The 13,042-nt window shown below is 38.1% G+C and carries 17 protein-coding genes; 16 read left to right on the plus strand and 1 reads right to left on the minus strand.

The genetic code is table 11. The features are described from left to right. Nucleotides 1-74: 74 nt before the first annotated feature. Complete coding sequence (locus DN394_RS10715; protein WP_000968618.1) at nucleotides 75-461, minus strand: DoxX family protein; 387 nt, start codon at nucleotides 459-461, stop codon at nucleotides 75-77. A gap of 387 nt (nucleotides 462-848) precedes the next feature. On the opposite strand from DN394_RS10715, the gene DN394_RS10720 reads away from it, so the two are divergent. From DN394_RS10720 to atpD, 16 genes are all read left to right on the plus strand, one after another. After that, the gene (locus DN394_RS10720; protein WP_000473649.1) at nucleotides 849-1,346 is read left to right on the plus strand and encodes a PTS sugar transporter subunit IIA; all 498 of its coding nucleotides are present in this window, start codon (nucleotides 849-851) and stop codon (nucleotides 1,344-1,346) included. Between the two features lie 246 nt (nucleotides 1,347-1,592). Continuing rightward, nucleotides 1,593-2,033 (plus strand): low molecular weight protein arginine phosphatase, encoded by a 441-nt coding sequence (locus DN394_RS10725; RefSeq protein ID WP_097915528.1) that lies wholly within the window; start codon nucleotides 1,593-1,595, stop codon nucleotides 2,031-2,033. Between the two features lie 96 nt (nucleotides 2,034-2,129). Continuing rightward, nucleotides 2,130-2,573 (plus strand): ribose 5-phosphate isomerase B, encoded by a 444-nt coding sequence (rpiB, locus tag DN394_RS10730; protein ID WP_098109926.1) that lies wholly within the window; start codon nucleotides 2,130-2,132, stop codon nucleotides 2,571-2,573. A 21-nt stretch (nucleotides 2,574-2,594) separates the two neighbouring features. Continuing rightward, nucleotides 2,595-3,212, plus strand: a complete 618-nt coding sequence (locus DN394_RS10735) for a TIGR01440 family protein (RefSeq protein WP_095205689.1) — start codon at nucleotides 2,595-2,597, stop codon at nucleotides 3,210-3,212. Between the two features lie 253 nt (nucleotides 3,213-3,465). Further along, nucleotides 3,466-4,707, plus strand: coding sequence for a serine hydroxymethyltransferase (gene glyA / locus DN394_RS10740; RefSeq protein ID WP_141545469.1), 1,242 nt, complete (start codon nucleotides 3,466-3,468; stop codon nucleotides 4,705-4,707). A 271-nt stretch (nucleotides 4,708-4,978) separates the two neighbouring features. Next, nucleotides 4,979-5,608, plus strand: a complete 630-nt coding sequence (upp, locus tag DN394_RS10745) for a uracil phosphoribosyltransferase (RefSeq protein ID WP_000517539.1) — start codon at nucleotides 4,979-4,981, stop codon at nucleotides 5,606-5,608. Nucleotides 5,609-5,977: 369 nt separating this feature from the next. Beyond that, a complete protein-coding gene (locus tag DN394_RS10750) occupies nucleotides 5,978-6,091 on the plus strand; it encodes a DUF4024 domain-containing protein (RefSeq protein ID WP_098705644.1) in 114 nt (37 codons plus the stop codon). Between the two features lie 26 nt (nucleotides 6,092-6,117). Next, on the plus strand, nucleotides 6,118-6,342 hold the full coding sequence (locus tag DN394_RS10755; protein WP_001171220.1) for an AtpZ/AtpI family protein: 225 nt from the start codon (nucleotides 6,118-6,120) through the stop codon (nucleotides 6,340-6,342). Beyond that, nucleotides 6,342-6,734 (plus strand): ATP synthase subunit I, encoded by a 393-nt coding sequence (locus DN394_RS10760; protein ID WP_000567600.1) that lies wholly within the window; start codon nucleotides 6,342-6,344, stop codon nucleotides 6,732-6,734. Before DN394_RS10755 ends, DN394_RS10760 begins: the two co-directional genes overlap by 1 nt. Before the next feature lie 7 nt (nucleotides 6,735-6,741). Then, nucleotides 6,742-7,461 (plus strand): F0F1 ATP synthase subunit A, encoded by a 720-nt coding sequence (gene atpB / locus DN394_RS10765; RefSeq protein ID WP_000399874.1) that lies wholly within the window; start codon nucleotides 6,742-6,744, stop codon nucleotides 7,459-7,461. Between the two features lie 56 nt (nucleotides 7,462-7,517). Next, nucleotides 7,518-7,736, plus strand: a complete 219-nt coding sequence (atpE, locus tag DN394_RS10770) for a F0F1 ATP synthase subunit C (RefSeq protein ID WP_000052064.1) — start codon at nucleotides 7,518-7,520, stop codon at nucleotides 7,734-7,736. A gap of 129 nt (nucleotides 7,737-7,865) precedes the next feature. Beyond that, nucleotides 7,866-8,372: a F0F1 ATP synthase subunit B gene (gene atpF / locus DN394_RS10775; RefSeq protein WP_001142625.1), complete on the plus strand. Its 507-nt coding sequence runs from the start codon at nucleotides 7,866-7,868 to the stop codon at nucleotides 8,370-8,372. Beyond that, nucleotides 8,369-8,911 (plus strand): F0F1 ATP synthase subunit delta, encoded by a 543-nt coding sequence (gene atpH / locus DN394_RS10780; protein WP_046960138.1) that lies wholly within the window; start codon nucleotides 8,369-8,371, stop codon nucleotides 8,909-8,911. Before atpF ends, atpH begins: the two co-directional genes overlap by 4 nt. 11 nt (nucleotides 8,912-8,922) lie before the next feature. Continuing rightward, complete coding sequence (gene atpA, locus DN394_RS10785; protein ID WP_000027510.1) at nucleotides 8,923-10,431, plus strand: F0F1 ATP synthase subunit alpha; 1,509 nt, start codon at nucleotides 8,923-8,925, stop codon at nucleotides 10,429-10,431. Nucleotides 10,432-10,636: 205 nt separating this feature from the next. Next, nucleotides 10,637-11,497, plus strand: a complete 861-nt coding sequence (atpG, locus tag DN394_RS10790) for a F0F1 ATP synthase subunit gamma (protein WP_000157704.1) — start codon at nucleotides 10,637-10,639, stop codon at nucleotides 11,495-11,497. Between the two features lie 117 nt (nucleotides 11,498-11,614). After that, a complete protein-coding gene (gene atpD, locus DN394_RS10795; RefSeq protein ID WP_001032605.1) occupies nucleotides 11,615-13,024 on the plus strand; it encodes a F0F1 ATP synthase subunit beta in 1,410 nt (469 codons plus the stop codon). The last annotated feature ends 18 nt before the right edge of the window (nucleotides 13,025-13,042 follow it).

The following is a 13,042-nucleotide window of genomic DNA, read 5'->3' on the forward strand; positions in this document are numbered from 1 at the left end:
ATTACATAAAAAGAACTTACTTCATTGTGATTGAAGTAAGTTCCGTCTAAATAATCTCGAATTCGAGATAAAAATTATAATAAAACGTATGCACCAGGTCCGATTAAAGCTACCCCGATAGCAACGGCGATTAACATTAAGTTGTATTCATATCCGTTTTGGGTTACCCAGTAACCATTTTTCCCATGAACAGTGAAGATTGCCATTAACATTGTTCCGACGATAAATAATGAACCGATTGCAGTGAAAATGCCTGATGCGAATAAGAAACCACCTAATAATTCAGTTGCGCCAGCCATAAATGCCATAAATACACCAGGGCGTAAACCGATTGATTCCATCCAGCCACCTGTTCCTTTTAAACCGTAACCACCGAACCAACCAAATAATTTTTGAGCACCATGACCCATGAATGTAATACCTATAATAAGACGAATAATAAGAAGACCGAAATCCATCATTTTTGAAAACCTCCTAAAAGTTATTAACTTACCTTATGTAAGTAATAATAAAATAGTTACTTACTTTAGTCAAGCGGATTTTGAAAAAAGTTTGAAAAAAATTTTACAAATTAAAAACAAAAAACAAAATGTAGTAAAGACCTCTAGACAAGTTGGGTAAAAAAAGAGAAAATATAAGTAGAAGTTAACTTCTTATTGTTATTCAGACAATCAGAATTGACTGGAATTTTGCAAAGAGCTACAATAAGAGTCTATTAGTAATGACGTAATTTATTTCGAAAGCGTTTTTACAGTATAATATTCGAAGTATGAAGTCTTACATGTATCCCGAGTTTTACTAGGGATTGCCCTATAAACTTTTAGGTAAATTATGAGGAGGACTATCCTATGTTTAAAAAATTATTCGGTTTTGGTTCAAAAACAAATGAAGAAACAATCGTAGCTCCATTAACTGGAGCAGTGAAAAATATTGAAGAAGTACCAGATCCAGTATTCGCTGGTCGTATGATGGGTGAAGGTGTTGCAATCGATCCTACTGAAGGTGTAGTTGTATCTCCAGTTGATGGTGAAATCGTACAGTTATTCCACACAAAACATGCTGTAGGAATTAAAGCGAAAAACGGTACAGAAATTTTAATCCACGTTGGATTAGAAACTGTAAAAATGGAAGGCGAAGGTTTCGAAGCTCACGTTTCTGAAGGCCAAGCTGTAAAAGCTGGAGATAAATTAATCTCATTCGACTTAGAATTAATCCGTGAAAAAGCGAAAAGTACAATTACCCCAATCGTTATTACAAACACAGATGCAGCTGAGTCTATTAAAACAACTGTAGGCGTAACAGCTACAAAAGGTTCAACAGAAGTAATGAAAGTTACAATGAAATAATTATTGTATAAGAGGAGTCCGTTTCATATGAAATGGATTCCTTATTTTGTTTTGTAGTACGCTTGCTATGTATGTTAAAATACTCTAGGCACTTGGAAATAGGGTTTCACATATATGTGGATAAGGCGCATTTTTCTTAGAAAAAATATAAGAGAAATGCGCCTTTTGTATATTCACATTTCTTTTTTTCTATTCTTATGTACGTTATGATGAAAGGTAGGAAAAAAAGAAAAGGGGTGGGTTTGGATGAAACGAGTGTTATTTATTTGTACTGGAAATACATGCCGTAGCCCGATGGCTGAGGCGTTACTTCGTCATCATGGAGAAGGTAAGTTTGAAGTGCAATCTGCTGGTGTTTTCGCCTATCCTGGTAGTGATGCGTCGATATATGCAAAGGAAGCTTTAGCTGAAAAGGGAATTGCAATCGATCATGCTTCGCAGCAGGTAAATGAAGCTTTGATTGATTGGGCAGATATTGTAGTAACAATGACGGAAAACCATAAGCAAATTGTACTTGGGCATTATCCGAGTGTTGAAAAGAAAGTAGATACATTATATGGAGTAACTGAGGGGATAAGTAAGGATATTTCAGATCCATTTGGCGGGGCACTTTCTATTTATAAAGAAACGTTAGAAGAGATGGAAAAACTTGTACAAACTTTACTGAAAAAACATTCAGAAGGTTGATGTTTCGTGTATAATACGATATTGGAGATTACTTCGTTCCGTTAAGGTAACGAGTGAGAAATGAAGATAATTGATTGAAACTTTGGAGGGGTAAAAATGAAAGTAGTAGTAGCATCTGATCACGGCGGTATGAATATCCGTAAAGAACTTGTAAGTTTATTAGAAGAGTTAAATATTGAATATATTGATTTAGGTTGTGAATGTGAAGCTGGTTCTGTTGATTACCCTGATTTTGCGTTTCCAGCAGCGGAAATGGTAGCGAGTGGTGAGGTAGATCGTGGTATTTTAGTTTGTGGGACAGGCATCGGTATGTCAATTGCAGCAAACAAAGTAAATGGTATTCGTTGTGCATTAGTTCATGATACTTTCAGTGCGAAAGCAACGAGAGAGCATAATGATACGAACATGTTAGCAATGGGCGAGCGTGTAATTGGTGCAGGTCTAGCACGTGACATCGCAAAAATTTGGTTAACAACTGACTATGAAGGTGGTCGTCATGAAAACCGCGTAGGAAAAATTAAAACATACGAAACAAAGTAATAGATTCTAACTAGAAGTAGTATGAAATATAATTTGGTGAACCAACCTGTGAAAGGAAGAGGCGTAATGACAGAAATCGTAAAGGTAAGAGAACAGTTACAAATTTCGCTTGCTGATTTCCAAGAACAAGCTTCATTACAAAGTGGTCAAATTTTTGTAGTGGGGTGTAGCACGAGCGAAGTGCTAGGAGAAAGAATTGGGACATCAGGAACGATGGAAGTAGCAGAGGCGATTTTTTCTGAGTTAAAACAATTTCAAGAGCAAACAGGTATTGAGTTGGCGTTTCAATGTTGTGAGCATTTAAACCGTGCTTTAGTAGTTGAGAGAGAGTTGGCGATGAAATATCAATTTGAAATTGTAACAGTTACGCCTGTTAGATCAGCAGGTGGTGCATTAGCAACATATGCGTATCACAATTTGAAAGATCCGGTAGTAATTGAGTTTATTAAAGCAGATGCAGGAATGGATATTGGTGATACATTTATCGGTATGCATTTAAAGCATGTAGCTGTTCCGGTTCGTACAGGTGTGAAGGAAATTGGAAGTGCGCATGTAACGATGGCAACGACACGTGGAAAACTAATTGGTGGAGCACGTGCTGTTTATGCGGCGAAGGAAGAGACTATAACTTGCCGTTAGACATGAAAAATTATAAAGTCGCATAATAGCTTTATATCGAAAGATAAAAGGTATGTAGTCTGACTTTATAATAGAAGAAAGAAAAGACCGATTTTCGGTCTTTTTTTTCTTTTATGATATAGAAAGTCATGTTAGAATGTAGTTGAAAACATGAAGGTTCGAAAGAATTACAACCTGAATTTTCGTTTTTTCTGAATAAATGAGAAAAAACTATTGGGAATCGATGTAATTCGTTCAGAAAAGGGGGATTTTGGTGGATCATTTAAAACGTCAAGATGAAAAGGTATTTGCTGCAATTGAGGCAGAACTAGGAAGACAGCGTTCAAAGATTGAGTTAATTGCTTCGGAAAACTTCGTAAGTGAAGCAGTAATGGAGGCGCAAGGTTCTGTTTTAACGAATAAGTATGCTGAAGGATATCCTGGAAAACGTTACTATGGTGGCTGTGAGCACGTAGACGTAGTGGAAGATATCGCACGTGATCGCGCGAAAGAAATTTTTGGTGCAGAGCATGTAAATGTTCAACCACATTCTGGTGCACAAGCGAACATGGCAGTATACTTTACGATTTTAGAGCAAGGCGATACAGTACTTGGTATGAATTTATCTCATGGTGGTCACTTAACACACGGAAGCCCTGTTAACTTCAGTGGAGTACAATATAATTTCGTAGAATATGGCGTGGATGCTGAATCTCACCGTATTAATTACGATGATGTATTAGCAAAAGCGAAAGAACATAAACCAAAATTAATCGTTGCAGGTGCAAGTGCATATCCTCGTGTTATCGATTTCAAACGATTCCGTGAGATTGCAGATGAAGTGGGTGCATACTTTATGGTTGATATGGCACATATCGCTGGTTTAGTAGCTGCTGGTTTACATCCAAACCCAGTACCACACGCACATTTCGTTACAACGACAACACATAAAACATTACGTGGTCCACGTGGTGGTATGATTTTATGTGAAGAGCAATTTGCAAAACAAATTGATAAATCAATCTTCCCTGGTATTCAAGGTGGTCCACTTATGCACGTAATTGCTGCAAAAGCTGTTGCATTTGGTGAGACGCTACAAGATGATTTTAAAACATATGCACAAAATATCATTAATAATGCGAACCGCTTAGCTGAAGGTCTTCAAAAAGAAGGACTTACACTTGTTTCTGGTGGAACAGACAATCATTTAATCCTGATTGATGTTCGTAACTTAGAAATTACAGGTAAAGTAGCAGAGCACGTATTAGATGAAGTTGGTATTACAGTGAACAAAAATACAATTCCATTTGAAACAGCAAGCCCATTTGTAACAAGCGGTGTACGTATCGGTACGGCAGCTGTAACATCTCGTGGTTTCGGTTTAGAAGAAATGGATGAAATTGCGTCACTTATTGCTTACACATTAAAAAATCATGAAAATGAATCTGCATTAGAAGAAGCAAGTAAGCGTGTAGAAGCGTTAACGAGCAAATTTCCAATGTACACAGACCTATAATAGATTAAAGAAGACTGCTGAGACGTAATTGTTTTGGCAGTTTTTTTTTGGACATATATTGTTCTTTAAGTATGTATACAAATGATGAATAAATTTTGGCGATATAATGAAGGATACAGCTCCCATAATTGGTAAAGATACTAGATAGATTCATCGTAAAATCATGATTTTGCCAAATTTGCCCTTGAATATTAGTAGCGTTTTCTTTACAATCGTAAATAGTGTAAAAAAGCGTGCAAACGCATGAATATCATCTAAAGGAGAGATTCACATGGGAAAACTGTATGTATTTGATCACCCGTTAATTCAACATAAGATTACATATATTCGCGATAAGAATACAGGTACGAAAGATTTTCGTGAATTAGTGGACGAAGTAGCAAGTTTAATGGCTTTCGAAATTACTCGCGATCTTCCACTTAAAGACATTGAAATTGAAACACCTGTAAGCAAAGCGACAACAAAAGTGATCGCTGGTAAAAAGCTTGGTTTAATTCCGATTTTACGTGCAGGTTTAGGAATGGTTGATGGAATTCTGAAATTAATTCCAGCAGCAAAAGTAGGACACGTTGGTTTATACCGTGACCCTAAAACATTGCAACCGGTAGAATACTATGTGAAACTTCCAACGGATGTAGAAGAACGTGACTTTATCGTACTAGATCCGATGCTAGCAACAGGTGGTTCTGCAGCTGAAGCAATTAACTCTCTGAAAAAGCGCGGTGCAAAACAAATTAAATTAATGTGTATCGTTGCAGCTCCAGAAGGAGTAAAAGTAGTACAAGAAGAACATCCTGATGTTGATATTTATGTAGCAGCATTAGATGAGAAATTAAATGACCACGGATATGTAGTACCAGGTCTTGGTGATGCTGGTGACCGTTTATTCGGAACGAAGTAAGACAACTGACGAGAGGGGATTCCCCTCTCGTTTTTTTTGTTCCGAGTAAGTAGGGGAGGGAGATAAATATACAGGCTATATACAACATAAGTTGTATACACACCACATATAATATAGAAGTCTTACGTCTAGCCAACACTATATATGGAAGGGGAGCGTTATATTTTAAAAATATAATAGTGACAAACTTGTGAACATTATCTTCTATTATAAATAGAAAACTGTTAGAAATTGCATATCTATAACCAGTATTTAGAAGGGTAACGTTTTCATTTTTGGGAGGAAATACCTGATACTCAAATTTTTTGATTTTTTACGATTTCTCGTTGACACTGTTAATACCCTATTGTATGCTAACAACGGGGATAGATGGTAGGGCTTTCAGTGACAAAAATACATCTATTCCGTGACGAAAATGTAAACTTTTTATTTTGTATAGGATTTATGCAAAAAAATGAGTTATTATTAACACATCATGAATGAGGGTTACATATTGGAGGGATGAATCCTTGCAAAAAAACGATCGCAGCCATATAAAAGCTTATGCTTTAATGTCAGGTATTCTTGCTCAGTTAGTCGGTTCTATTCTTATTGGAATCTTTGGTGGGCAGTGGATTGATAGTAAGGTTGGAACGTTTCCGTTGTTTCTTATTATAGGGTTATTACTCGGATTAGGAACAGGGATATACGCAATGATTCGACTCATTCGACATTACTATTCGGGAGAGCAATGATGATAGACGTACATGGACTTGTCCAAAGACAAAAGAAATATATGTACTACTTGCTTGCGCTTCTAGTGCTAGGATGGGGATTCACCTCTTACAAGGATGTATTTCTTGGACTGATTATCGGAACGATTTTCAGTTTTCTTAGTTTGCGCATCATTGCACGTAGAACAGACAAGCTGTTGGATCGCGTAACAAATGGAGAAAACGTGAAGTTTAAGGCGACAGCGGTAAGTACATATTCGAGATTCGCCACGATTGGGTTATTAATTTTATTTGCAGCCAAATATCAAGAGTTAATTGCGATGTGGGGCCTAGGTGTAGGATTGCTGACAGGATACCTTGTCATGATCATAGATTTTCTTTATTTAGAGTATAAGAGCAGGGAAGAGAGGTGAATTACTAGTGGAACACGGTAAATTAGTTGAATTTCTAGGTTTAACGTTCGATTTGTCATCAGTTATGATGGTTACTGTAGCAGCAGTTATTGTTTTCTTAATCGCTGTTATCGGAACTCGCAGTTTAGCCCTTCGCCCAACCGGGATGCAAAACTTCATGGAATGGGTGTTTGACTTCGTGAAAGGGATTATCAATAGTACGATGGATTGGAAAACAGGTGGACGTTTCTTAACGCTTGGCGTTACGCTTATCATGTTTATCATCGTATCGAACTTCCTTGGTTTACCATTCATGTATTCAACAGTTGAGGCTGGCGAACATATTGCATGGTGGAGATCACCAACGTCTGATCCAGCAGTTGCATTAACATTAGCCGTGATGGTAGTTACCCTCACCCATTATTATGGAATTAAGATGAAGGGTACGAAAGAATACGTAAAAGGTTATTTCCAACCTATGAAATTCTTATTCCCATTAAAGGTTATTGAGGAGTTTGCTAACACATTAACGTTAGGTCTTCGTTTATTCGGTAACATTTATGCAGGTGAGATCTTATTAGGATTACTTGCTAAGTTAGGCGGGGCATCATTCCTTGGAGCATTAGGTGCGCTTGTACCAATGTTAGCATGGATGGGATTCAGTGTATTCGTTGGATCAATCCAGTCATTTATTTTCGTTATGTTAACGATGGTTTATATGGCTCATAAAGTAAGCCATGACCATTAATATAATTTAAGTAAGAAAAAATTTATTTTTTTATAATACAAAGGAGGACAAATTAAATGAGTTTAGGTGTAATCGCAGCTGCAATTGCAATTGGTTTATCAGCATTAGGTGCAGGTATTGGTAACGGTCTTATCGTATCACGTACAATCGAAGGTGTTGCTCGTCAACCAGAATTAAAAGGCGCACTTCAAACAATTATGTTCATCGGGGTTGCTTTAGTTGAGGCACTTCCAATCATCGGTGTAGTTATTGCATTCATCGTAATGAACAAATAAGGGAGACTCCCCTTACATAGATGGCGAAGAGTGTTTTTCCGAACTTTCTTCGCCATTGCTTTATGAACGAAACGTATGTCTTTTTTTTTCATATGATCAATTTAGATATTTTGAAGGGAGTGAATCCTTGTGCCAACTTTATTATTAGGGGCTTCCATTCCATTTGGAACGATTGCTTATACATTGTTCATTTTCTTACTTCTATTAGTAATGCTACGCAAATTCGCGTGGGGTCCTTTAATGGGAATTATGAAAGAACGTGAAGAGCATGTTACTAATGAAATCGACGCTGCAGAAAGAAGTAATGCTGAAGCGAAGAAATTAGTAGAAGAACAACGTGAAATGTTAAAACAATCGCGTGTTGAAGCACAAGAGTTAATCGAAAGAGCGAAAAAACAAGCTGTAGATCAAAAGGATGTTATTGTTGCTGCTGCGAAAGAAGAAGCAGAATCAATTAAAGCATCTGCTGTACAAGAAATTCAACGCGAAAAAGAGCAAGCGATTGCTGCTTTACAAGAACAAGTCGCTTCTTTATCTGTTCAAATTGCTTCTAAAGTAATTGAAAAAGAGTTAAAAGAAGAAGATCAAGTTAAGTTAATTCGCGATTATATTAAAGAAGTAGGAGAAGCGCGATGAGCAATGGGATTGTAGCAAAACGTTATGCTGTCGCTCTTTTTAAAATTGCAAAAGAAAAACACGTATTAGAAATGTTTGAAGAGGAATTACGCCTTGTACAAAACGTTTATGTAAAGAACGAAGAACTACATAGCTTTTTAACGCAACCGAACATTTCAAAGGAACAAAAGAAAACGTTTCTTGCAAACGTATTCGGATCTGTTTCTGAATCTATTTTAAATACGCTATATATTTTAATTGATAACAAACGCATTGATATCTTACCTGAAATTGCAGATGAATATGTTGTTCTTGCTAATGAAGAACGTAACGTAGCCGACGCAACTGTATATTCTACTCGTCTTCTATCAGAAGAAGAGAAGCTTAACATTGCAGAAGCATTTGCAAAGAGAACGGGAAAAGATGCAATTCGCGTAAAAAATGTTGTAGATGAAGATTTACTAGGCGGCATTAAAGTACGTATTGGAAATCGCATTTACGACGGAAGCTTACAAGGAAAATTAGCACGTATTCAGCGTGAATTAATGAAGAATAGATAGGGGTGAAGCACATGAGCATCAGAGCTGAAGAAATTAGCGCACTGATAAAGCAACAAATCGAGAACTATCAGTCTGAAATCGAAGTTAGTGATGTTGGTACAGTTATCCAAGTTGGTGACGGTATTGCGCGTGCTCATGGTCTTGATAACGTTATGGCTGGTGAACTTGTAGAGTTCTCTAACGGCGTTATGGGGCTAGCACAAAACTTAGAGGAAAACAACGTAGGTATCATTATTTTAGGACCTTACACAGAAATTCGTGAAGGTGACGAAGTTCGTCGTACTGGTCGCATCATGCAAGTACCAGTAGGAAAAGAACTAATCGGTCGTGTTGTAAACCCATTAGGTCAACCAGTTGATGGTTTAGGCCCAATCAATACAACAAACACTCGTCCAATCGAAAGTCCAGCACCAGGTGTAATGGATCGTAAATCTGTTCATGAGCCACTTCAAACAGGTATTAAAGCGATCGATGCTCTTGTACCAATTGGCCGTGGTCAACGTGAGTTAATCATTGGTGACCGTCAAACAGGTAAAACAGCAGTTGCACTTGATACAATCATTAACCAAAAAGATGAAGATATGATTTGTATCTATGTAGCTATCGGACAAAAAGAATCAACTGTACGTAACGTAGTAGAAACACTACGTAAGCACGGTGCATTAGATTACACAATCGTTGTAACTGCATCAGCTTCTCAACCAGCTCCATTATTATACTTAGCTGCTTATGCTGGTGTAACAATGGGTGAAGAGTTCATGTACAATGGTAAACACGTATTAGTAGTATATGATGACTTATCAAAACAAGCAGCGGCTTACCGTGAGCTTTCATTACTATTACGTCGTCCTCCAGGTCGTGAAGCATATCCAGGGGATGTGTTCTACTTACATTCTCGCTTATTAGAGCGTGCAGCAAAATTAAGTGATGCAAAAGGCGGCGGTTCTTTAACTGCACTACCTTTCATCGAAACACAAGCAGGGGACGTATCAGCTTACATCCCAACAAACGTAATTTCTATTACGGATGGACAAATCTTCTTACAATCTGACCTATTCTTCTCTGGCGTACGTCCAGCGATCGATGCGGGTACTTCTGTATCTCGTGTAGGTGGATCTGCTCAGATTAAAGCAATGAGTAAAGTATCAGGTACACTTCGTCTTGACCTTGCATCTTACCGTGAGTTAGAAGCGTTCGCTCAGTTCGGTTCTGATCTTGATAAAGCAACTCAAGCGAAACTAAACCGTGGTGCTCGTACTGTTGAGGTATTAAAACAAGGATTACACAAACCATTACGTGTAGAGAAACAAGTTATCATTCTTTACGCTTTAACACGTGGATTCCTAGATGATATCCCAGTAGTAGATATCACTCGTTTCGAAGAAGAATTCCATGCTTGGTTAGATTCTAATGCGACTGACTTATTAGAAGAAATCCGCACAACTAAGAAACTTGCGGATGACGACAAATTTGCAGCAGCAATTAACGGATTTAAAAAAGTATTCGTAGCTTCTGAATAATAAATAAAAGTGAAGCCGATTGTGGCTTAGCTAGATCATATAAAAGGCATCTCAAGATTTGAGATTGCTGACGGTTATGTAAAGGAAAAGAGTAGGTGCACCTATTCTTTTCCTTCAATCATGAGCAAGAATATCTTGCAACGTAGATTAGGAAGAGGATTCTTACTAATCGTGCCAACTTCTGGAAAAAAGGTGGTGAAAACCTGTGGCATCTTTACGCGATATAAAAGCGAAGATTACCTCGACAAAGAAAACGAGCCAAATTACGAAAGCGATGGAGATGGTATCTGCATCTAAGTTAAACCGTGCAGAGCAAAATGCTAAATCTTTCGTTCCGTATATGGAAAAGATTCAAGAAGTAGTAGCGAGCATTGCGCAAGGAAGTAAAGGGATTAATCACCCAATGCTAAATTCGCGCCCTGTAAAGCGTACAGGATACATCGTTATTACATCTGATCGCGGACTAGCAGGTGGTTATAACAGTAACGTATTACGTACAGTAAGTAACGTAATTCGTGAACGTCATAATATGGATTCAAACCAATATTCAATTATTGTGCTTGGCCGACTAGGACGTGATTATTTAAAACGTCGCGGCTTTAACATCATTGATGAAGTAGTTGGATTATCTGACCACCCATCATTTACTGATATTAAAGACCTTGCTTCTCGAGCAATTGCGATGTTCGCAGATGGTGCTTATGATGAGCTGTATATTTACTACAACCATTACGTAAGTAAAATTTCACAAGAAGTAACGGAAAATAAAATTTTACCGCTTACTGATGTGGCGTCTGACAAACCGACGACAGCTTATGAATTCGAACCTTCTGAAGAAGAAATTTTAAAAGTATTATTGCCACAATACGCAGAAAGCTTAGTGTACGGTGCATTACTAGACGGTAAAGCAAGTGAACACGCAGCGCGTATGACAGCAATGAAGAGTGCTACAGACAACGCAATGGAAGTTATCGATTCACTTACACTTTCATTCAACCGTGCGCGTCAAGCAGCGATTACGCAAGAGATTACGGAAATCGTTGGTGGAGCAGCAGCGTTAGAATAGTATTAAAAAGCGGAAGCGGTTCTTTCAGGAGAACTGCGAAAGCTACACTAATAAAAAATTAAAAGCTAACTGCTCGTAGAAAGTTGGCTAATTAAAAGAAAGCTAGGAGGGAACCCGATGAATAAAGGGCGCGTTACGCAAATCATGGGTCCGGTTGTAGACGTTAAGTTTGATGGCGGAAAGCTACCAGAAATCTACAACGCCCTTACGGTAAAACAAAGCAACGAAAACGGAACAAGCATTAACTTAACATTTGAAGTTGCACTTCATTTAGGTGATGATACAGTTCGTACAGTTGCAATGTCTTCCACAGATGGACTTGTTCGTGGCACAGAAGTAGAAGATACTGGTAAAGCAATCTCTGTACCAGTTGGTGATGTAACACTTGGTCGCGTATTTAACGTATTAGGTGATGCAATTGACTTAGATGGTGAAGTTCCTGCGGATGTACACCGTGATCCAATTCACCGTCAAGCACCTGCATTCGAAGAATTATCTACTAAAGTAGAAATTCTTGAAACTGGTATTAAAGTAGTAGACTTACTTGCTCCTTACATTAAGGGTGGTAAGATCGGTCTATTCGGTGGTGCCGGTGTAGGTAAAACTGTATTAATTCAGGAATTAATTAACAACATCGCACAAGAACACGGTGGTATCTCTGTATTCGCTGGTGTAGGTGAGCGTACTCGTGAGGGTAACGATTTATACCACGAAATGAGCGATTCTGGCGTAATTAAGAAAACTGCGATGGTATTCGGACAAATGAATGAGCCACCTGGAGCACGTCAACGTGTTGCATTAACAGGTTTAACAATGGCTGAACATTTCCGTGATGAGCAAGGACAAGACGTACTATTGTTCATCGATAATATCTTCCGTTTCACGCAAGCAGGTTCTGAAGTATCTGCCCTTCTTGGTCGTATGCCATCTGCGGTAGGTTACCAACCGACACTTGCAACAGAAATGGGTCAATTACAAGAGCGTATTACATCTACAAATAAAGGGTCTATCACGTCTATCCAAGCGGTATATGTACCAGCCGATGACTATACGGATCCAGCACCAGCTACAACGTTCGCTCACTTAGATGCAACAACAAACTTAGAGCGTCGTTTAACACAAATGGGTATTTACCCAGCCGTAGATCCATTAGCATCTACATCTCGTGCACTTTCTCCAGAAATCGTAGGAGAAGAGCATTATGAAGTAGCTCGTCAAGTACAGCAAACTTTACAGCGTTATAAAGAGCTTCAAGATATCATCGCTATCTTAGGTATGGATGAGTTATCTGAAGAAGATAAGTTAGTTGTACATCGTGCTCGTCGTATTCAATTCTTCTTATCTCAAAACTTCCACGTAGCTGAGCAGTTTACAGGTCAAAAAGGTTCTTACGTACCTGTAAAAAATACAGTTAGCGGATTTAAAGAAATTCTAGAAGGAAAATATGATGACCTTCCAGAAGATGCATTCCGTCTTGTAGGTGGTATTGAAGAAGTTATTGAAAACGCGAAGAAAATGATGGCGTAAGGCCTTAGGAGGGACGAA

The sequence above is a fragment of the Bacillus sp. BB081 genome, assembly GCF_008368895.1.
GTDB lineage: Bacteria > Bacillota > Bacilli > Bacillales > Bacillaceae_G > Bacillus_A > Bacillus_A wiedmannii.

Bases quoted from the DNA above. Each gene is read 5' to 3' on its own strand.
- upp (WP_000517539.1), top strand. From the start codon at position 4,979: ATGGGAAAACTGTATGTATTTGATCACCCGTTAATTCAACATAAGATT.
- rpiB (WP_098109926.1), top strand. From the start codon at position 2,130: ATGAAAGTAGTAGTAGCATCTGATCACGGCGGTATGAATATCCGTAAA.
- atpD (WP_001032605.1), top strand. From the start codon at position 11,615: ATGAATAAAGGGCGCGTTACGCAAATCATGGGTCCGGTTGTAGACGTT.
- DN394_RS10750 (WP_098705644.1), top strand. From the start codon at position 5,978: ATGGTAGGGCTTTCAGTGACAAAAATACATCTATTCCGTGACGAAAAT.
- DN394_RS10715 (WP_000968618.1), bottom strand. From the start codon at position 461: ATGATGGATTTCGGTCTTCTTATTATTCGTCTTATTATAGGTATTACA.
- atpA (WP_000027510.1), top strand. From the start codon at position 8,923: ATGAGCATCAGAGCTGAAGAAATTAGCGCACTGATAAAGCAACAAATC.
- DN394_RS10725 (WP_097915528.1), top strand. From the start codon at position 1,593: ATGAAACGAGTGTTATTTATTTGTACTGGAAATACATGCCGTAGCCCG.
- atpH (WP_046960138.1), top strand. From the start codon at position 8,369: ATGAGCAATGGGATTGTAGCAAAACGTTATGCTGTCGCTCTTTTTAAA.
- DN394_RS10760 (WP_000567600.1), top strand. From the start codon at position 6,342: ATGATAGACGTACATGGACTTGTCCAAAGACAAAAGAAATATATGTAC.
- DN394_RS10720 (WP_000473649.1), top strand. From the start codon at position 849: ATGTTTAAAAAATTATTCGGTTTTGGTTCAAAAACAAATGAAGAAACA.
- atpE (WP_000052064.1), top strand. From the start codon at position 7,518: ATGAGTTTAGGTGTAATCGCAGCTGCAATTGCAATTGGTTTATCAGCA.
- DN394_RS10735 (WP_095205689.1), top strand. From the start codon at position 2,595: ATGAAATATAATTTGGTGAACCAACCTGTGAAAGGAAGAGGCGTAATG.